Source organism: Pseudomonas sp. PB106 (assembly GCF_009764645.1).
GTDB lineage: Bacteria > Pseudomonadota > Gammaproteobacteria > Pseudomonadales > Pseudomonadaceae > Aquipseudomonas.
The window spans coordinates 18497-35179 of sequence record NZ_RWIM01000025.1 but is presented as its reverse complement, the minus strand read 5'-3'; the positions used below and the strand labels follow the sequence as shown (position 1 = coordinate 35179).

Sequence of the window (16683 nt, the reverse complement as noted above, 5' to 3'; positions counted from 1 at the left end):
CAGGCTGCGATCTTTTGATTCTTGTTTTTAATCAAGATCAAAAGATCGCAGCCTGCGGCAGCTCCTACTAGTATGTGATCTTTTCCAGATCATGCCGTGCCCATGCTTTTGCCTCCCGCCAATTGGCTACCCCAAGCCCCCCTCGAACACCTTCATCTGGACTGGCTCACCTCTGCCGGTATTGAAGTCGCGATCCTGCGCCTGGACCAGATTGATCCGCTGATCAGCGGCAACAAATGGTTCAAACTCGTCGAACACCTCAAAGCCGCCGACCGTGCCGGTGCCGAAGGCATCATCAGCCTGGGTGGGGCGCATTCCAATCATCTGCATGCGCTGGCGGCGACAGGCAAACGGTTGGGATTCGACACAGTGGGGCTGCTGCGCGGGCATGCGCAGGACACCCCCACGGTGCGCGATCTGCAAGCATTCGGCATGCAGGTGCATTGGCTGGGTTACGGCGGTTATCGCGCGCGGCATGAGCCGGGATTCTGGCAACCCTGGCAGCAACAATACCCACATCTATATGCAGTGCCGGAGGGCGGCGGCGGATTACCGGGAGCGCTTGGTTGCGCCGCTATCAAGGAGCAGGCGCAGGCGCAATTGGCCAGCCTCGGCTGGAGCGATTATTACGGCTGGTGGCTGGCTTGCGGGACCGGCACCACGCTGGCCGGTCTGGTGCTCGCCGAGGCTGGTGCGCACCCGGTCTATGGCGCGTTGGCTGTACCGGACGATCACGGGGTAGCGCCGCAAGTCTCAGCGATCATTCGTGAAGCCGGGGCGACCGATGCGACCTATGAACTGATCGATGCCAGCCGTGACGGTTTCGCCAAGGTCGATCCGCCGTTGCTGGAGTTCATTGACCAGTCCGAGCAGGCCAGCGGCATCCTCTTGGAACCGCTGTACACCGGCAAGGCCCTGCTGGCGCTCAAGCAGCAAGTCGAGGCACGCCGGTTTGCGCCCGGTACGCGGCTGATCTTCATCCATACCGGCGGCCTGCAGGGGCGGCGCGGATTAGCGGCCAATCGATAAGGCTCAACCGCGCTTGGGCATCATCCGCAACAGCGTGTTATCGCCCACCACATAATGGTGATAGATCCCCGCCAGCGCATGCAGGCCGATCAGCCAATAACCGATCGTGGCGATCAGCACGTGCCAGCCCTCGACCTGTTTGGCGAAGGCTTTGTCCTCACCCACCAGCAACGGCAGATCAAAACCATAAAACATCACTTGGTGTCCTTCGGCACTGGTGATCAGCCAGCCCAGAATCGGCATGCTGATCATGAACAGGTACAACGCCCAGTGCATCAGCCGCGCCAGCAGCGTTTGCCATTGTGGCGAAGCGGGGAAGATCTTCGGCGCCGGGCCGAGGCTGCGCGCCAGCAGGCGAAACCACACCAGCACGAACACAGTCAGGCCAAGCATGTAATGCACTTCGCGGATCAGCGTGCGGCCGCCGCTGCCCTTGGGAAAGAGGCCGCGCAATTCCATGCTGGCGTACACCAGCACCAACAACACCAGCATCAGCCAGTGCAACAGCACCGACACAGTGCTGTAGCGAGACTCGGAACTTGTCCACGGCATACGGTGTTTCCTCACAGATCAGGGTCAAAACGGCCGTTCTTGCGCGACGGCATGCTTTAACTGTAATCCGCTTTGGCGGATTTGCCTGAGGCTGATCGGACTTTCAATGCGCTGAGTCAGGGCTTTGCCAATAAAAAACGCCAGCATCGTTCAGATGGTGGCGTTTTTGTTTGCGGCCAGTGGCAGGGATCAGCTCGACTGCGGCATCTCACCGTTGGCCAGACGCTTGTTGATGTCGGCAATCACTTCCGGCAGATCGGTGATGGTGTCGATCATGTAGTGCGGACGCGAACCTTCGAACAGCGCGTGGATGCGCTTGCGTTCGCTGGCCAATTCATCGCTGCCCAAGGCACGGAAACCGGCGTAATCCAGACCCAACGCGTTGCCCGAGCAGATCAATGCGACTGTCCACATCCCGGCACGTCGGCCTTCGAGGATGCCCGGCACGGTGTCATCGATCTTCACGCAGGCGCCGACGTCGTCGATGCCCAGCGCAATCACGTTGGCCAAGGCCTGGGCCGGCCACGGGCGGCCATTTGGCACTTCGTCGGTGGCGACGACGTGGTCGGCGACATAGCCATTGGTGGCGGCCAGCTCGACGACTTTGTCCATCACTTGCTTCGGATAACCGGAGCAGGAGCCGATCTTGATGCCTTGCTGACGCAGGTTGGTGATGGTTTCCAGCGCCCCGGGGATCAGCGCCGAGTGTTCGGCAATCTTCTCGATCTGCAGCGGCATGAAGCGGTTGTAGATTGCAGTGACATCGTCATCGGTCGGCGTGCGGCCGAACGCCTTGCGATAACGCTCGGCCACTTGCGGTTGATCGCAGAGGGTGCGGATGTGATCCCACTTGCCCATGCCCATCGGGCCGCGCGCTTCTTCGATGGAGACCTGCACGTCGAATTCGGCGAAGGCTTCGACGAAGATTTGCGTGGGGGCGAACGAACCGAAATCGACCACGGTGCCGGCCCAGTCGAGGATCGCGGCTTGCAGCTTGTTTGGGTTTTCGTAGTTCATGGCAATTAAATTCCTGATTTGGCAATGCAATTCAAATGTAGGAGTGAGCCTGCTCGCGATAGCGGTTGATCATTCAACATCGTCGTCGTCTGACACGGCCTCATCGCGAGCAGGCTCACTCCTACAGGGGATTTGTGTGGGGCTTAGATTTCGAGGACTTCCATCTCGCGCAACACTTCACCCACCGCCGCAACGGCCTGGTGCATTTCGTCCGGGCTAACGTGGCCGATACAGCCGACACGGAAGGTTTCGACCTGAGTGAGCTTGCCCGGATAAAGGATGTAACCCTTGGCCTTCACGCGTTCGTAGAAGTCCTTGAACTGGTAACGCGGATCTTGCGGCGCATGGAACGTGGCGATGATCGGCGCCTGAATCGCCGCCGGCAGGAAGCTGCGCAAACCGAGTTTGCCCATTTCTTCCATCAGCGCCTGGCAGTTCGCCGCGTAGCGCGCATGCCGTGCCGGCAGGCCGCCTTCTTCGTTGTATTGCAGCAGGGCTTCGTGCAGTGCTGCGACCACGTGGGTTGGCGGGGTGAAGCGCCATTGCCCGGTCTTCTGCATGTAGGCGTGCTGGTCGAACAGGTCCATCGCCAGCGAATTCGAGTTGCCGGCGGCTGCGGCCAGCGAGTCTTTGCGAGCGAAGACAAAACCCATCCCCGGCACGCCTTCCAGACACTTGCCCGAGGCTGCGATCAGCGCGTCGAACGGCACTTTCTGCGCATCCACCGGCAAGGCGCCGAAGGAACTCATGGCATCGATGATCAGGCGTTTGCCGTGTTGTTCGACGACTTCGGCGATTTCCGCCAGCGGGTTGAGAATCCCGGTGCTGGTTTCGCAATGAATCAGCGCGACGTGAGTAAGGGTGCTGTCGGCGCGCAACAGACGGTCGACGTCGGCGGCGGTGGTCGGTTCGTCTTCAGCGGTTTCGAAAGTGCTGAAGGAACGGCCCAGCACTTCGCAGATTTTCGCCAGACGCTTGCCGTAGGCCCCGTTAATCAACACCAGCACTTTGCCGTCACGCGGCACCAAGGTGCCGATGGCCGCTTCGACGGCGAAGGTGCCGCTGCCCTGCAACGGCACGCAGTGGTGAGTCGCGGCGCCGTTGAGGATCGCCAGCAATTGCTCGCACAGGCTGGCGGTCAGTTGGTTGAAGCGGTCATCCCATGACCCCCAGTCGACCATCATCGCCTGTCGGGTGCGGGCCGAAGTGGTCAACGGGCCGGGAGTGAGCAGGATGGGTTCGGCGATACTCATTCGTGTGTCCTCGGATAGCGCTGTGGGATGAAGCTACGGGGCATACGTTGCAATTCGCCGTTGCATCAATCAAATTATTTGTTGTTATGCCAACCATCAGCGAGAGTTATTCATGAATCTGTTTCAGCTGCGCGCCTTCGATGCCGTTGCCCGGGAAGGCAGCTTCACCCGTGCGGCGGCGCGGTTGTTCATCAGTCAGCCGGCGGTCACCGGGCACATCAAGGCATTGGAGGAGCACTACCAGATCACCTTGTTGCGGCGTACGGCACGACGGGTGGAACTGACCGAGGAGGGCACCAAACTCGCGGCGATCACCCGGGCGATGTTCGGTCTGGCGGAGGAGGCGCAAGCGCTGCTCGAGGCTAATCGGCAATTGCTCACCGGACGGCTGGAAGTGGCAGCGGACGGCCCGCACATGGTCATGCCGATGCTCGCCAGCCTGCGTGCGCGCTACCCGGGGATCACGGTGAATTTGCGCTTGGGCAATGCTCAGGAAACCTTGGCGGCGTTGTTGTCCGAGCACGCGGACGTGGCGGTGCTGACCGAAGTCGAGCCGCGCAAGGGTTTGCATTTACAGGGGTTGAGCAAGTCGCAGATTTGCGCGCTGGTGCCGGCGGGGCATCCGTGGGCGGTGCGTGCCGGGGAAGTGAAACTCAAGGAACTGGATCAGGTGATCATGGTGCTGCGCGAGCCGAGTTCGATCACCCGGCGCACGTTTGACGAGGCGTGTGCGCAGGCATCGATCCATCCGCGAGTGTTGCTGGAACTGGACAGCCGTGAAGCGGTAACCGAAGCGGTCGCCGCCGAGTTGGGCGTTGGCGTGGTGTCATCGGTGGAGGTCAGCCACGACCCGCGAGTGGTGGCAATTCCGATTGCGGGGGAAGGGCTGGTGAACCGGCACATGATTGGCTGCATGGAGCGACGCCGGGATTTACGATTGATTCAGGCATTTTTTGCATTGGCGCCGCAATAACCAATAGCGGAGTCGCTGGCAGAACTGTCGTATTTTTTCGCGAAACTTCAATTTTCCGGTAGGTCGCCTGTTTGAGCGGCATTCCTTGCAACTGAATCAAAGCGGCTTTGGGATCATCCAACGGCAGTGTCTGGAGAACATTGACATCCACATTCCACCACTCGCTGGCGAGTAGCTTTTCGATGGTGTCCGGGTCATGCCGATACTTGATGATCTTCGCGGGAGTACCGGCAACGATTGCGTAGGGCGGCACATCCTGAGTGACCAGCGCGCGGGTCGCGATAATGGCGCCAGTGCCAATCTGTACACCTTCAAGGATCATCGCGCTGTGGCCAATCCACACGTCGTGGCCAATCGTGACATCAGCCACTACCGGGTCGAACGTCAATGCCGTTCCGGTGTACTGAAACGGATGCGAGCTGAGCCAGTCGGTTGGATGAGAGCTCTTCTGCTGGCCAATAAAACACCGCGTGCTGATTGAACAAAACCTGCCAATCGAGGAAACAGCAGACAGTACGCAATCACTTCTGATGTATGTGTGCGCACCGATGGCGAGTTGTTTCGACTCGATCACCACATGGCCAATGCTGACGTGTTCTTCAAGAATCAGCCTCGAGCGCTTGTGTAACGAAAAAATGCCGCCGGCGACTTTGCAGTCATGCTGGCGAATCCATTTTTTCCAGAAGTGATCTCGAACCGAATCTATTATTTTCATCGCGATGGGTACTGGATTCCGGCATCGAACAGTGTGAGGTTCGATGCGTCACGGTCAATGATGTTGTGAAATTTCTTGTCACATGTGGAGCGCAATTGTAGCTGATGGTGTCGAAGTGGATACATTCGTTTCACGACGCAAAAGATCCACGACCCACGGATGGCGTCGGATGCTCGAGCTATTGCAGACTCTCGCGAACCATCTCCAGAAAAGTCGCCACTACTCGCCGTGAGCTTTGTTCACGCAAGCACACCAGGGTTTCGGTCAAACGCCGGGTGCAGTCGATGATGGGCAGCGCACACACCCGCGAATCGGCACCAAACTCCGCCGCTGAAACCACGCCGACCCCAATCCCCACCACCACCGCCTCGCGCGCCGCTTCACGACCTTCGACCTGGATCGCCGGGCGAATGCGAAACCCGGCACGGGCCATTTCTTCTTCCAGGGTCTGCCGCGTCACCGAGCCGTGCTCGCGCAACACCAGCGGCGTGTCATCGAGATCCGCCAGGCAGATCGACTCGCGCTCGGCCCACGGGTGATGGCGCGACACGAACGCGACCATCGGATCGTTACGCAGCGGCACACACATCAAGCGCTCATCACTGACATCACGCCCCAGTAGCGCCAGATCCGCCTGATAGTTGAACAGCCGGAACAGCGATTCATCGGTGTTGCCGGTCTCGATCTTTACGCTGATACCCGGATAGCGCTCGCAGAACCGCGCGATCTGCGGCAACACATGCACCGGCGCATCCACCGCCAGAATCAGGCTGCCGGTCTGCAAGGCTTGGGATTCCTGCAACAATTCCTGCGCTTCCGCTTCAATCACGAACAGACGCTGAGTGATCGTCAGCAGCCGTTCGCCCAGATCGGTGAGGCGCACGGAGCGTTTATTGCGATGAAACAGCAATACACCGAAACGTTCTTCGAGCTTGCGCACCTGGTCGGAAATCGCCGGTTGCGTGAGAAAAAGCCGCTCGGCGGCTTTGGTGAAGCTTCCATGCACGGCCACGGCGTGGAAGGCTTTGAGTTGGGCGTGGGAAACAGACATGACGGCTCCTGGCTACGTGATCAGTAACAAGCTGAGCTTATGTGTGAAATACGATAAATCGATTTTATTTATTAAACAGTAATTGCTTTGATCCGCTCACGCCATCGCTGACTGTCCGATCGGGCAGCAGGGTTGGCGATGAGCCTGTGCGTGCAACAACAGGACTCATCTGACCGGTATCACCCCAGGGAAGCGGTGATATCGCAGTGCTCAACAATAAAAACACAGGCGTTTTTCTTAACGATTCTGCCGGCACACTCACACCCTGAGGTCAGAACCACCATGAACAAGCACATCGGCACCATTGCGCGTTGGCGCGTGCAGATCTTCGCTATCACCTGGCTCGCGTACGCCGCTTTCTACTTCACCCGCAAAGCCTTCTCGGTGGCCAAACTCGGCATCGCCGAAGACCCCACCTTCATGCTCGACAAAATGGCCATGGCCAACCTCGATGCCATCTATCTGGCGGCATATGCCCTCGGCCAATTCACTTGGGGCATGCTCGCCGACCGCTTTGGCCCACGGGTTGTGGTGCTCGGCGGTTTGCTGATTTCCGCTGCTGCGGCGCTGGTGATGGGCAGTTTCGCCACGCTGCCGATCTTCGCCACCTGTATGTTGATTCAAGGTTTGGCGCAATCAACGGGATGGTCGGGGTTGTGTAAAAACCTTGGCAGTTTCTTCCCTGCGCAACAGCGCGGGCGGGTGCTCGGGTTATGGAGTTCCTGCTATGCCTTTGGTGGTCTGGTGGCGTCACCGTTTGCCGGTTGGTGGGCATACACGCTCGTTGGCAGTTGGCACGCGGCGTTTATTTCCAGTGCCGCCGTGGTCGCCGTGGTCGCGGTGTTGTTCTTTATCTTTCAACGCAATAAACCGGAAGACGTCGGCTTGCCGGCAGTCGAGCCCGAGCCCGAACTCACCGCTGAAGAAACCGAAGCCAACAGCAAGCTCAGCGTTTGGGAGCCGTTGAAGGAAATCCTGCGCAACCGCACGGTGCTGGTATTGGGCCTGGCGTATTTCATGTTGAAACCGGCGCGTTACGCGATTCTGTTGTGGGGCCCGGTGATTGTCTTCGAGCAGATGCCCAGCGTCGGCAAGGTCGGCGCGGCAATCATTCCGACCTCGTTCGAACTGGCCGGTTTGCTCGGGCCGATCATGATCGGTCTGGCCTCGGACAAACTGTTCGGCGCCCGCCGCATGCCCGCGTGCGTGATCAGTCTGCTCGCGCTCACCGTGACGCTGGCGCTGTTCATGGCGGCGTTGCAGTCCGGTAGCGTGATCATCGTGGTGGCGCTGTTGTTTGTCATGGGCCTGACCCTGTACGGCCCGGACTCTATGATCAGTGGTGCGGCGGCCATCGACTTCGGCAAGGCCAAGGCTGGCGCCACGGCGGCCGGCTTCGTTAACGGCTGCGGCTCGGTCGGCGCGGTGCTTGGCGGTTTGCTTCCCGGATACTTCGATACGGTCACGGTGTTCATTGTCTTCGCCGGTTGCGCCTTGTTCTCGGCACTGGTGCTGATTCCGCACTGGAACAGCCGTCCGGTCGGTGTGATGGAACCGCGCGCGTCCATTCCCAATTGCCCGCTGACGATCAAACCCCTGCGTTCCTGAAACCCCTTTGCCTCGCGGCCTGCTGCGGCGCTCGCGGCAGGCTGTGCCGTGGCCATCTGACTGGAGAAAACCCATGAGACCGTTTTGGCTGGAGCAGGCTTTGCAGGCTGATACGTCCGACACCTGCCCGCCGTTGCAAGGCGAAGTGCGCACCGATGTGTGCATCGTCGGTGGCGGTTACACCGGGCTGTGGACGGCGATCATGCTCAAACAGCAGAACCCCGAACTCGAGGTGCTGCTGATCGAAGCGGACATCTGCGGTGCTGGCGCCAGTGGGCGCAACGGTGGCTGCGCGTTGTCGTGGTCGGCCAAGTATTTCACTCTCGAGCGCTTGTTCGGTGTGGAAGAAGCGGTGCGGCTGGTCAAGGAATCGGAGCGCAGCATCCACGCCATCGGCGAGTTCTGCGAGCAGTACGCCGTCGATGCCGATTACCGTCTCGATGGCACGTTGTACACCGCCACCAACCGCGCGCAGGTTGGTTCGACGGACGCGGTGATCGCCGCGCTGGAGCGCAATGGCATCAACTCGTTCAGCCAACGCCCGCTGGCCGATGTCCAGCGCATGGCCGGTTCCGGTAAACATCTGGAGGGCTGGTTCTCACCGGCAGCGGCGAGTGTGCAACCGGGCAAACTGGTGCGCGGCTTGCGCCGGGTGGCGTTGCAACTGGGCGTGAAAATCCACGAAAATACGGCGATGACCGGGCTGGAGGAGGGTCGTCCGGCACGTATTCAAACGGCGAACGGCAATCTGATTGCCGATCGTGTGGTGCTGGCGATGAACGCCTGGATGGCCCGCGCCTTCCCGCAGTTCGAACGCAGTGTGGCGATCGTTTCCAGCGACATGCTGATCACCGAACCGCGCCCGGAATTGCTTCAGGAGATCGGTTTGACCAGTGGCGTCACCGTGCTCGATTCGCGGATTTTCGTGCACTACTACCACAACACCCCGGACGGCCGGATCATGCTCGGCAAGGGCGGCAACACTTTCGCGTATGGCGGGCGCATGCTGCCAGTGTTCGATCAGCCGTCGCCCTATGCGGGATTGCTGAAGCGCAGTCTTGCCGATTTCTTCCCGGCGTTTGCCGAGGTCAAAGTCGACGCGACCTGGAATGGCCCGTCGGATCGTTCGGTCACCGGTTTGCCGTTCTTCGGGCAGATGAGCAGCAGCGGCAATGTCTTTTATGGCTTCGGCTATTCGGGCAGCGGCGTCGGCCCGTGTCACATGGGTGGGCAGATTCTCGCCTCGCTGGTGCAGGGCCTGGACAACCCGTGGACGCGCTCGCCGCTGGTCAACGGGCCGCTGGGATACTTTCCGCCAGAACCGATTCGCTACCTCGGCTCGCTGGTGGTGCGTAACGCGATCCGGCGTAAAGAGCGTGCCGAGGACCATGGCCACCGCCCTCGGCATCTGGACGTGCGCCTGGCGAAGTTCGCCGCCGCCGCAGGTAAAGCCGACAAAGGTTAAGGGACTAATGGCCTGCGTGATTGACCAGCCAATCAAGCAGCAAACTGTTGTCGTGCGCAGGCGGTGTCTCCCGTGAAGGGCGATCCTGCGCGTTGATCAAGCACAGGATCGGGCGGTCGGGGTCGCTGTCGAGAAAACTCACCCATACCTCGCTGCCGGCACAGGGCAGTTCGTCAGGCGAAAGACGGCCGATGGCCCAGGGCATGGCAATCGGTAACCAGATCGCTTCGGCATCAGGGTCAGCCTTGACGTCTGGCGGTTGTTGCCCAGGCCATAGGCGCACGGCGATGCGGCCCTGTTCATCCAGTGGCGAAGGTTGGCCGGGCGAACCCAGCACCTGCGCCAAGTGATAACCAGCGATACTCGGACGCGGTTGCTTGAGCGGTGGCCGAAAGTCCGTCGACCAAGGCTGCGCGGTGAAATCATTGTGATAGCGATGGACCGCCGGCATCGGATCGAGAATCGATGGATGCTGGCCGTGATGTCGCATTTCGCTGATCAGCCATTGTTCGTTGAAATGGCTGATGGGGTGGTCGGTCACTTGCAGCAAGCGTCCGCTGAGCAAGCCGAGGCAATCACTGCGACCCTGAATCGAGCGATGCTGGCAACGTTGTCGCTCCAGATGACGGCGGCTGAGTTGTTGCGCGTGGCGTTGCTCGATCGCCGTGACCACCGGCGCCGAGGGCTGTAACGCGGACTGATTGGCTGCTTCTCCGTCAAACGTACGCTGTCCGCGGTTGCGAATGGTGGGCAACGTCGCAAGGGGAGCGGCGTGATGGTGCTGATACAACGCGCTGATCGAGGGCGACGGCGTGTGCTCATCGACTTTGAACGGAATCAGCGCCGGGACTTGTGGCAGGGCCAGGCTGTCATCGGCAAACACCACCACGTGGCCGTCTGCCTGGTGTTCGAAGTGATAGTGAATGCCTTCTTCCTCGCACAGCCGCTGCAACAGCGCCAGATCACTTTCCTCGTACTGAATGCAGAACGGCCGTTGCGGGTAATGGCCGACGCTCATCTCGAGCCGATACCGCTCCGGCAACAGGGCATTTTCTTCGAGTAGTTGTTGAATTATCTGCGGCACGCTGCGCTGGACGAAGACCCGGCGCCGCGGCGGTTGCGCCAGGGTTTGCAAGTGCGACACCAATACCATCCGATAGCCGACCCGGTGCGTACCGCGATGTTCGCAACGGCTGCTATGGATGATGCCGTGAATCCCGTGGTGGTCATTCAGGCGCAGATACGCAGGTTGATGCAACCACGTCGTCGGTGCCACGGCCGGTGACAGGCCGATCAACTCGATGTTGAAACGGAACGGCTGGTTGAGCGCTTCTTCACCGTCAAAGCGCAACACGGGCAGGCACAATCCACTGTCGGTCAGGGTCAGGGTGAACGGACTTTCCTTGTCGTTGAGCATTCGAGCGACTCTGTCAGGCAATACGGGGTTCAGAGGGTACGAAACCACAGCGCAGAATGGTCATGACAAAGGGTGTTTTCAGAATCGCCCTACAAGTGATGGCGAAGATGTCGATTTTGCATTGGAATTTTTGGTCGATTGCCGACTTTAGGCCGTATAAACTTGCCGCCACGCGTCGGCCAATAGATGTCTCGGCGCCACAGATCAAGAGAGTGAGTAATGGGCGCACAGTGGAAGGTTAAACACAAAGAAGCGGCATCTAACGCCAAGGGCAAGATCTTCGGCAAACTGGTGAAAGAAATCACCATTGCTGCGCGTAACGGTGCCGATACTGCCACCAACGCACACCTGCGTCTGGTCGTCGAACAGGCCAAGAAAGCCTCGATGCCGAAGGAAACCCTGGATCGCGCGATCAAGAAAGGCGCAGGCCTGTTGGGCGAAACCGTGCAATACCATCGCGTGACCTACGAAGGTTTTGCACCGCATCAGGTGCCGCTGATCGTCGAGTGCGTTACCGACAACATCAACCGTACTGTCGCGGAAATCCGCGTGGCGTTCCGCAAGGGCCAACTGGGCGCCTCCGGCTCCGTGGCTTGGGACTTCAACCACGTCGGCATGATCGAAGCATCGCCGGACACCCCGGACGCCGATCCGGAGATGGCCGCCATCGAAGCTGGCGCGCAGGATTTTGAAGCGGGCGAAGAGGGCGCGACCCTGTTCTACACCGACCCGACCGACCTCGACTCCGTACAAAAAGCCCTGCCGGAGCAAGGTTTCACGGTGCTGTCGGCCAAACTGGGCTACCAGCCGAAGAACCCGGTCAGCGGTTTGAGCGACGAGCAAATGGCTGAAGTCGAAGCCTTCCTCGAAGGCCTCGACAACCATGACGACGTACAGGACATGTTCGTTGGTCTGGCTGGCTGATTTGCGGCGTCAGTGATGCCCCATCGCTAGCAGGGCTAGCTCCACAGCGGATCTGTGGTGTTCACACGATCCTTGTGGAAGCTAGCCCAGCCAACGATTGACCGCGCAGCGGTCACAGGTTTTCCAGTACCTCGATAATCTCACTGAACCCCGGCCGCCCCAGCACATCCGCCTGGCAGCAACGCTGTTCCAGCGTCTCCAGCCCCCGACGCCGATCATCACTCAACCCCGAGTTGATACGCGCCAGCAATTCCCCCAGCAAAATCCCGAACGCCCGCACTTCAATGCGTTGCAGCGCCTGAGTCTGTGCAGTGCCAGTGGTGGCATGAAACGACGCCGCGCCAAAATCCCCGAGCAAACATTCGCCGTGCTCGTTCAACAGAATGTTGTGCCCGTAGAGATCGCCATGGGTGATGCCGTGCTGGTGCAGATGCCCGGCGGCCGAGGCGATGCCTGCGGCGATGTTCAGCGCCACGTCGGCACTGAAGCGGCAGTCGTTGGCGTAAACATCCCGCGAGCAGGACGCGAGACTGGGCAAGCCCGCGAGGTTGCGAAAGCTCGGGTCGATCAACTGCATCACCAACCCTTGCTGATCGTCGGGATGCCCGTGAACGCGCCCCAACACGCGGATCAGATTCGCATGCAATCCGGCGGTGATACAGGCGTTCATCTCGTGCAGCGGCGAGCCGTCGCTGGTCATTTCACCTTTGTACAACTTCACCGCCACCGCTTGCAGCGAAGCGTCGTCGCGTTGCCAGATCGCCCGGGAGATCACCCCGGACGCGCCTTCGCCCAGTTGCTCCTGCAGACGCAGCGCCGACCATTCGATCAGTGGCGTGGCTTGCAACGCGGCGGCGTCGGCCTCGGTTTCCAGCGGATTACCGGCATAGGCCAGCCACGTCAGACTCGGCAGGGTCAGCAGCCACTGCGGCAGTTCGGTCAGCTGGTTGGCGGCGATGCGGATCAGCTCCAGGCGATGACACTGGCTCAGCGACGGCGGCAGCGCCTTAAGGCGATTACCGGCCAGCATGAGTTTTTGCAGATTCGCTCGTTCGCCCAGTTCGCTCGGCAGGGTTTCAATCTGGTTGTCGGTGAGGATCAGCCAGCGCAGCAGCGGTGGCAGGGCGCCGCCGGGGACGTCGACGATGCGGTTGGCCTTGAAGCCAATCATCGTCAGCGCCGTGCATTGGCCGAGGCATTCCGGCAGCTCGGTGAATTGGTTGTCGGAGCAGAACAGCACGCGCAACCGGCTCAAGCAATGCAGATCATCGGGCAGGCTGCTCAAGGCGTTGCCGCTGAGGTTGAGCACTTCCAGCGTATCGGCGAGGTCGAAAATCTCGCGCGGGAAATCGGTCAGCCCGCAGGACAAATCCAGTCGGGTGATGCCGGACAACTCGCCGGCGCGCAATTGAGCAAGGGTGTGCATGTCGGTGTTCGCTTTTGGAAGGGGCAAGCGCAGGGCGCTGGAATGGCCGACATGATAACGGCAATGCCGTGGATTAATATTGGATCGCACCGCGAAACCCTGCAGGGCAGCTCTCACAGAAAATTTGGCGGTGTCAGGCGGGTTCGTGGATGACCTGCAGCTGGCCCAACCGGCTGCGAGTACGCGCCAGGTCAATCGCATCGCCGCCCAGGCTTTCGCACAGTGAGCGTTGGCCGAGCAGCGTCAGGTGCTTGTCCTGATCGTAGAGCACGTCGATCAGGTTGATGAACCGTTGTTGCGCAGCAATCGAGCAGTCCCCCAGCAGTGGCAAATCGTCGATCACCCAGTGATCGAAGCGCCGACACAACTCCAGATAATCCATCACCGCCGTGGGCTGTTCGCACAGATCGGCAAAGGTGAACGCGACGCGCCGGCCCTCACTCCGTCGTGCCGAAATATGCCGCGTACCGACGGCCAACGACAGCGGTGGCGCATCCTGCGCTGGTAAATCCAGCGCCTGGCGCTGCGCCGGGGTCCCCGGCCACACATAGTGGCCGTGGGTAAACACTTGATGTTCGTGGTGGCGGGTCTGGCTGCGGTAATCATGCGGACCGCCGACCTCCATCACTTGCATGCGCGCATTGATCAGCTCGATCACCGGTTTGAACCGCGCGTGATAGAGCGGATTGGGCAGCAGGCCTTGGGGCGGATAGTTGGACGTCACCAGCAACATGATCCCGCGCTGGAACAAGGCCTTGAACAGCCGGGCGATGAGCATTGCGTCGCCAATGTCATGCACATGAAATTCATCGAAACACAGCACCCGGCAATCCAGCAGCAGTTCATCGAGGGTGGCGGCGAGGGCATCGTCCTGCTCGCGATGATTGAACATGCCTTGATGCAATTGCGCGAAAAACTCATGGAAATGCAGACGCTGTTTTTGCGTCGTCGGCAGCGCCTCAAAGAAACCGTCGAGCAGCCAGCTCTTGCCGCGTCCAACGTTGCCGTACAAGTACAGGCTCGGCGGGGTTTGCGCGGAGACAGCGAACAGCAGACTGGCCTGCTGCGCCATGCAGTCGATCACCTGCAGTTGGCTGTGGCTGAGGGTGTAGCCCAGATTGTGCGCCTTGTGCCGGAAGTAATCGCGAATCGACTGGGCGCTGGCGTCATGCCCGGCGCTGGCGGCGATGCCCTTGCCGAACACGCGGCGCAGCGCCGACCAGCGTTGGCTCAGGCGAGATCGTTGGGGCAATCGGGCGGGCACTCTTGGCTTACTCCGTGTTCGTCAGGCCGGCTCCCGCGAACGCGGGGCAATAGTTTAACCAGCGGCGCCGTGCGCCTTCTACTGCAATCCCATGAGAGTGGGCGATCACTGAACAACATTGCAACCACGGGGATTTATCCACGTGTTGCCAACCTTTCGAAACACATGCCGGCACATCCGTGGATCCAATCGACTGGCGGAATCGTCCTGCGTTGCTAACCTGAAACACAGTCACGACGGCGCAAGCGGTCCCTCACAAGGAAAGCGGCAGTGAAGGCAAGAGCGGTCATGGGCCTGCTGGGTGTGCTCGTCGCACCTGTATACGCGGCGGATCTTCAAGTTGAAGTGCGGGTCGATGTGCAGCGCGGCTGCCAGTTGATCGGCCAGCAACGTGATGCCGGTATCGAACAGCTCGGTGTGCTGGATTTTGGCAGTACCGCACGTCTTGATGACCCGGCCGGGCCATTGAGCGCAGCGCTGACCCAACATCGGTTGCCGCGGCTGGAATGCAACCCGGACACGCCGTATCAGGTGCGTATCGACGGCGGTTTGCACGGTGGAGTAGGTGAGGTTCGCTACATGGCCGGTTCGGCGGGCAGCAAACCGATTCCTTATCGGCTGTTTCAGGACGCGGCGCGGCGCGTGCCTCTGGTTGTGGACGTACCTGTCAGCGGGCGAGTGCCGGACAGTGGCACCGTGGAGTTGCCGTTGTATGCACGGATCGAGCGACTGGCCGAGGTGCCACAAGTCAGTCGCTATTCGGACCTGGTCAAAGTCACCGTCACCTGGTGATCGCCGGGTGTTGATTGGCAATCCGCCGGATTCGGATTGCACAAGGAAGGGCGTTCAATGCTGAACGCGTGGGTTGGAGTCGCTGAAGGAGTAGGGACGGACACAATGGCAGGCAAGCACTGGATGGTCGTGGCGGCAGGAACACTGGCGCTGCTCGCGGATGATGCCCAAGCGGCAGTCAGCGGGCAGATCCATGCGCGACTGATCCTGATCGCCGGCTGCGAAGTCACCAACGCCAGCAATCCCGCCAGCCCGGTCAGCGATCTCGGTACGCTTGATTTCGGCCAGCAGGGCCCGACCTGGAATGCACCGATCAAGGCCAGTCTTGACGGTGACAGCAGCGGCAAACTCAATGTGGCCTGCAATCCCTCGGTCACCGGTTTCACCGTCACCATCGACGGCGGCACCCACGGTGACGGCAATACCCGGCGCCTGAGCAACGGTCGCCAGACCCTTCCCTATCAGCTGTTCGTCGATCCCTCTGGGGCGCGCAGCTACAGCATCGGCCAACAACATAATTTCGCTGTCACCAGCGGTGCGCAGATACCCATTCCGGTATTTGGCTCGGTGGTGGCGAATACCCGCGCGGTTCCGGCAGGTGTCTATACCGACACACTGACGGTGACGCTCGACTGGTAACCCTGAAGAGGACGGACACCATGCGTAGGATTGCTTCAAGGATAGGTTTGTCGCTGCTCGGCCTGACACTGGTTTCCAGTGCGCATGCCGCCACCACCGTCACCGGCCAGATCACCTCCAGCCTGATCCTGATCAGCAGCTGCCAGGTCAACGGCGCCGGCGGCTCCACCGGCCTGAACTTCGGTGCCTTGAGCTTCGGCACCGCCAACAGCCTGTTTACCACCGCGACCGGGCAAGTGCTGGGCGGCGGCGGTGGCGCGTTGTCGATTCTTTGCTCCAGCGGCACCACACCGACGGTCAAGGTGCGCGCCGGTGCCAATGACGGTAAATCACCCGGAGGTACGCGAGCACTTTTTGACGGTGTCGCCAACTACGTGCCGTACGACTTGTATACCGACGCCGGGCACTCGCAACTGCTGGCCATCGACGGCACGATCAACCTCGCCGCCAGTACTGGCGTGGCGCAGACCGTGAACATCTACGGTCAGGCAGTGGGCAAGGCGGGTTTGCCGGCGGGCACTTATACCGACACCGTCGCCGTTGAACTGACGTTCTGAT

General features: G+C 60.5%; 15 protein-coding genes and 1 pseudogene. 8 read left to right on the top strand and 8 right to left on the bottom strand.

Annotated features, from left to right (window positions below):
• Positions 1-102 precede the first annotated feature (102 nt).
• Positions 103-1029 carry a 1-aminocyclopropane-1-carboxylate deaminase/D-cysteine desulfhydrase gene (locus tag EJA71_RS04905; RefSeq protein WP_158954804.1) on the top strand — a complete coding sequence of 309 codons (927 nt, stop codon included), beginning with the start codon at positions 103-105 and terminating at the stop codon, positions 1027-1029.
• A gap of 3 nt (positions 1030-1032) precedes the next feature.
• On the opposite strand, the gene EJA71_RS04900 is transcribed toward EJA71_RS04905, so the two are convergent.
• The 3 genes from EJA71_RS04900 to EJA71_RS04890 all read right to left on the bottom strand — a co-directional run bounded on the left by EJA71_RS04900 (position 1033) and on the right by EJA71_RS04890 (position 3851).
• Complete coding sequence (locus EJA71_RS04900; RefSeq protein ID WP_158954802.1) at positions 1033-1581, bottom strand: cytochrome b; 549 nt, start codon at positions 1579-1581, stop codon at positions 1033-1035.
• Positions 1582-1770: 189 nt separating this feature from the next.
• Complete coding sequence (phnX, locus tag EJA71_RS04895; RefSeq protein ID WP_158954801.1) at positions 1771-2598, bottom strand: phosphonoacetaldehyde hydrolase; 828 nt, start codon at positions 2596-2598, stop codon at positions 1771-1773.
• A gap of 143 nt (positions 2599-2741) precedes the next feature.
• Positions 2742-3851 carry a 2-aminoethylphosphonate--pyruvate transaminase gene (locus EJA71_RS04890; RefSeq protein WP_158954799.1) on the bottom strand — a complete coding sequence of 370 codons (1110 nt, stop codon included), beginning with the start codon at positions 3849-3851 and terminating at the stop codon, positions 2742-2744.
• A gap of 112 nt (positions 3852-3963) precedes the next feature.
• On the opposite strand from EJA71_RS04890, the gene EJA71_RS04885 reads away from it, so the two are divergent.
• The gene (locus EJA71_RS04885; protein ID WP_158954797.1) at positions 3964-4824 is read left to right on the top strand and encodes a LysR substrate-binding domain-containing protein; all 861 of its coding nucleotides are present in this window, start codon (positions 3964-3966) and stop codon (positions 4822-4824) included.
• A gap of 22 nt (positions 4825-4846) precedes the next feature.
• On the opposite strand, the pseudogene EJA71_RS04880 reads toward EJA71_RS04885, so the two are convergent.
• Positions 4847-5539: pseudogene (locus tag EJA71_RS04880) on the bottom strand (CatB-related O-acetyltransferase); the annotation flags it as partial.
• 178 nt (positions 5540-5717) lie between these two features.
• A complete protein-coding gene (locus tag EJA71_RS04875) occupies positions 5718-6590 on the bottom strand; it encodes a LysR family transcriptional regulator (protein WP_158954795.1) in 873 nt (290 codons plus the stop codon).
• 282 nt (positions 6591-6872) lie between these two features.
• Between EJA71_RS04875 and EJA71_RS04870 the strand changes: the two genes are divergently transcribed.
• Positions 6873-8198 carry an MFS transporter gene (locus tag EJA71_RS04870; RefSeq protein WP_158954793.1) on the top strand — a complete coding sequence of 442 codons (1326 nt, stop codon included), beginning with the start codon at positions 6873-6875 and terminating at the stop codon, positions 8196-8198.
• A gap of 73 nt (positions 8199-8271) precedes the next feature.
• Positions 8272-9663 carry an FAD-dependent oxidoreductase gene (locus EJA71_RS04865; protein WP_158954792.1) on the top strand — a complete coding sequence of 464 codons (1392 nt, stop codon included), beginning with the start codon at positions 8272-8274 and terminating at the stop codon, positions 9661-9663.
• A 4-nt stretch (positions 9664-9667) separates the two neighbouring features.
• On the opposite strand, the gene EJA71_RS04860 is transcribed toward EJA71_RS04865, so the two are convergent.
• On the bottom strand, positions 9668-11080 hold the full coding sequence (locus EJA71_RS04860; protein ID WP_158954789.1) for a type VI secretion system Vgr family protein: 1413 nt from the start codon (positions 11078-11080) through the stop codon (positions 9668-9670).
• A gap of 219 nt (positions 11081-11299) precedes the next feature.
• Between EJA71_RS04860 and EJA71_RS04855 the strand changes: the two genes are divergently transcribed.
• Entirely contained in the window at positions 11300-12004 is a 705-nt protein-coding gene (locus EJA71_RS04855; RefSeq protein WP_158954787.1) for a YebC/PmpR family DNA-binding transcriptional regulator, read from the top strand.
• A 112-nt stretch (positions 12005-12116) separates the two neighbouring features.
• Here EJA71_RS04855 and EJA71_RS04850 read toward each other — a convergent pair whose 3' ends face one another.
• Entirely contained in the window at positions 12117-13430 is a 1314-nt protein-coding gene (locus tag EJA71_RS04850; protein ID WP_158954785.1) for a leucine-rich repeat-containing protein kinase family protein, read from the bottom strand.
• A 133-nt stretch (positions 13431-13563) separates the two neighbouring features.
• A complete protein-coding gene (gene zapE, locus EJA71_RS04845; RefSeq protein WP_158954783.1) occupies positions 13564-14694 on the bottom strand; it encodes a cell division protein ZapE in 1131 nt (376 codons plus the stop codon).
• 288 nt (positions 14695-14982) lie between these two features.
• Here zapE and EJA71_RS04840 point away from each other — a divergent pair, with 288 nt between their 5' ends.
• From EJA71_RS04840 to EJA71_RS04830, 3 genes are all read left to right on the top strand, one after another.
• Positions 14983-15486, top strand: a complete 504-nt coding sequence (locus EJA71_RS04840; protein ID WP_158954806.1) for a spore coat U domain-containing protein — start codon at positions 14983-14985, stop codon at positions 15484-15486.
• Between the two features lie 105 nt (positions 15487-15591).
• The gene (locus EJA71_RS04835) at positions 15592-16125 is read left to right on the top strand and encodes a spore coat U domain-containing protein (RefSeq protein WP_158954781.1); all 534 of its coding nucleotides are present in this window, start codon (positions 15592-15594) and stop codon (positions 16123-16125) included.
• Between the two features lie 20 nt (positions 16126-16145).
• Entirely contained in the window at positions 16146-16682 is a 537-nt protein-coding gene (locus EJA71_RS04830) for a spore coat U domain-containing protein (RefSeq protein ID WP_158954779.1), read from the top strand.
• Position 16683: the final 1 nt, after the last annotated feature.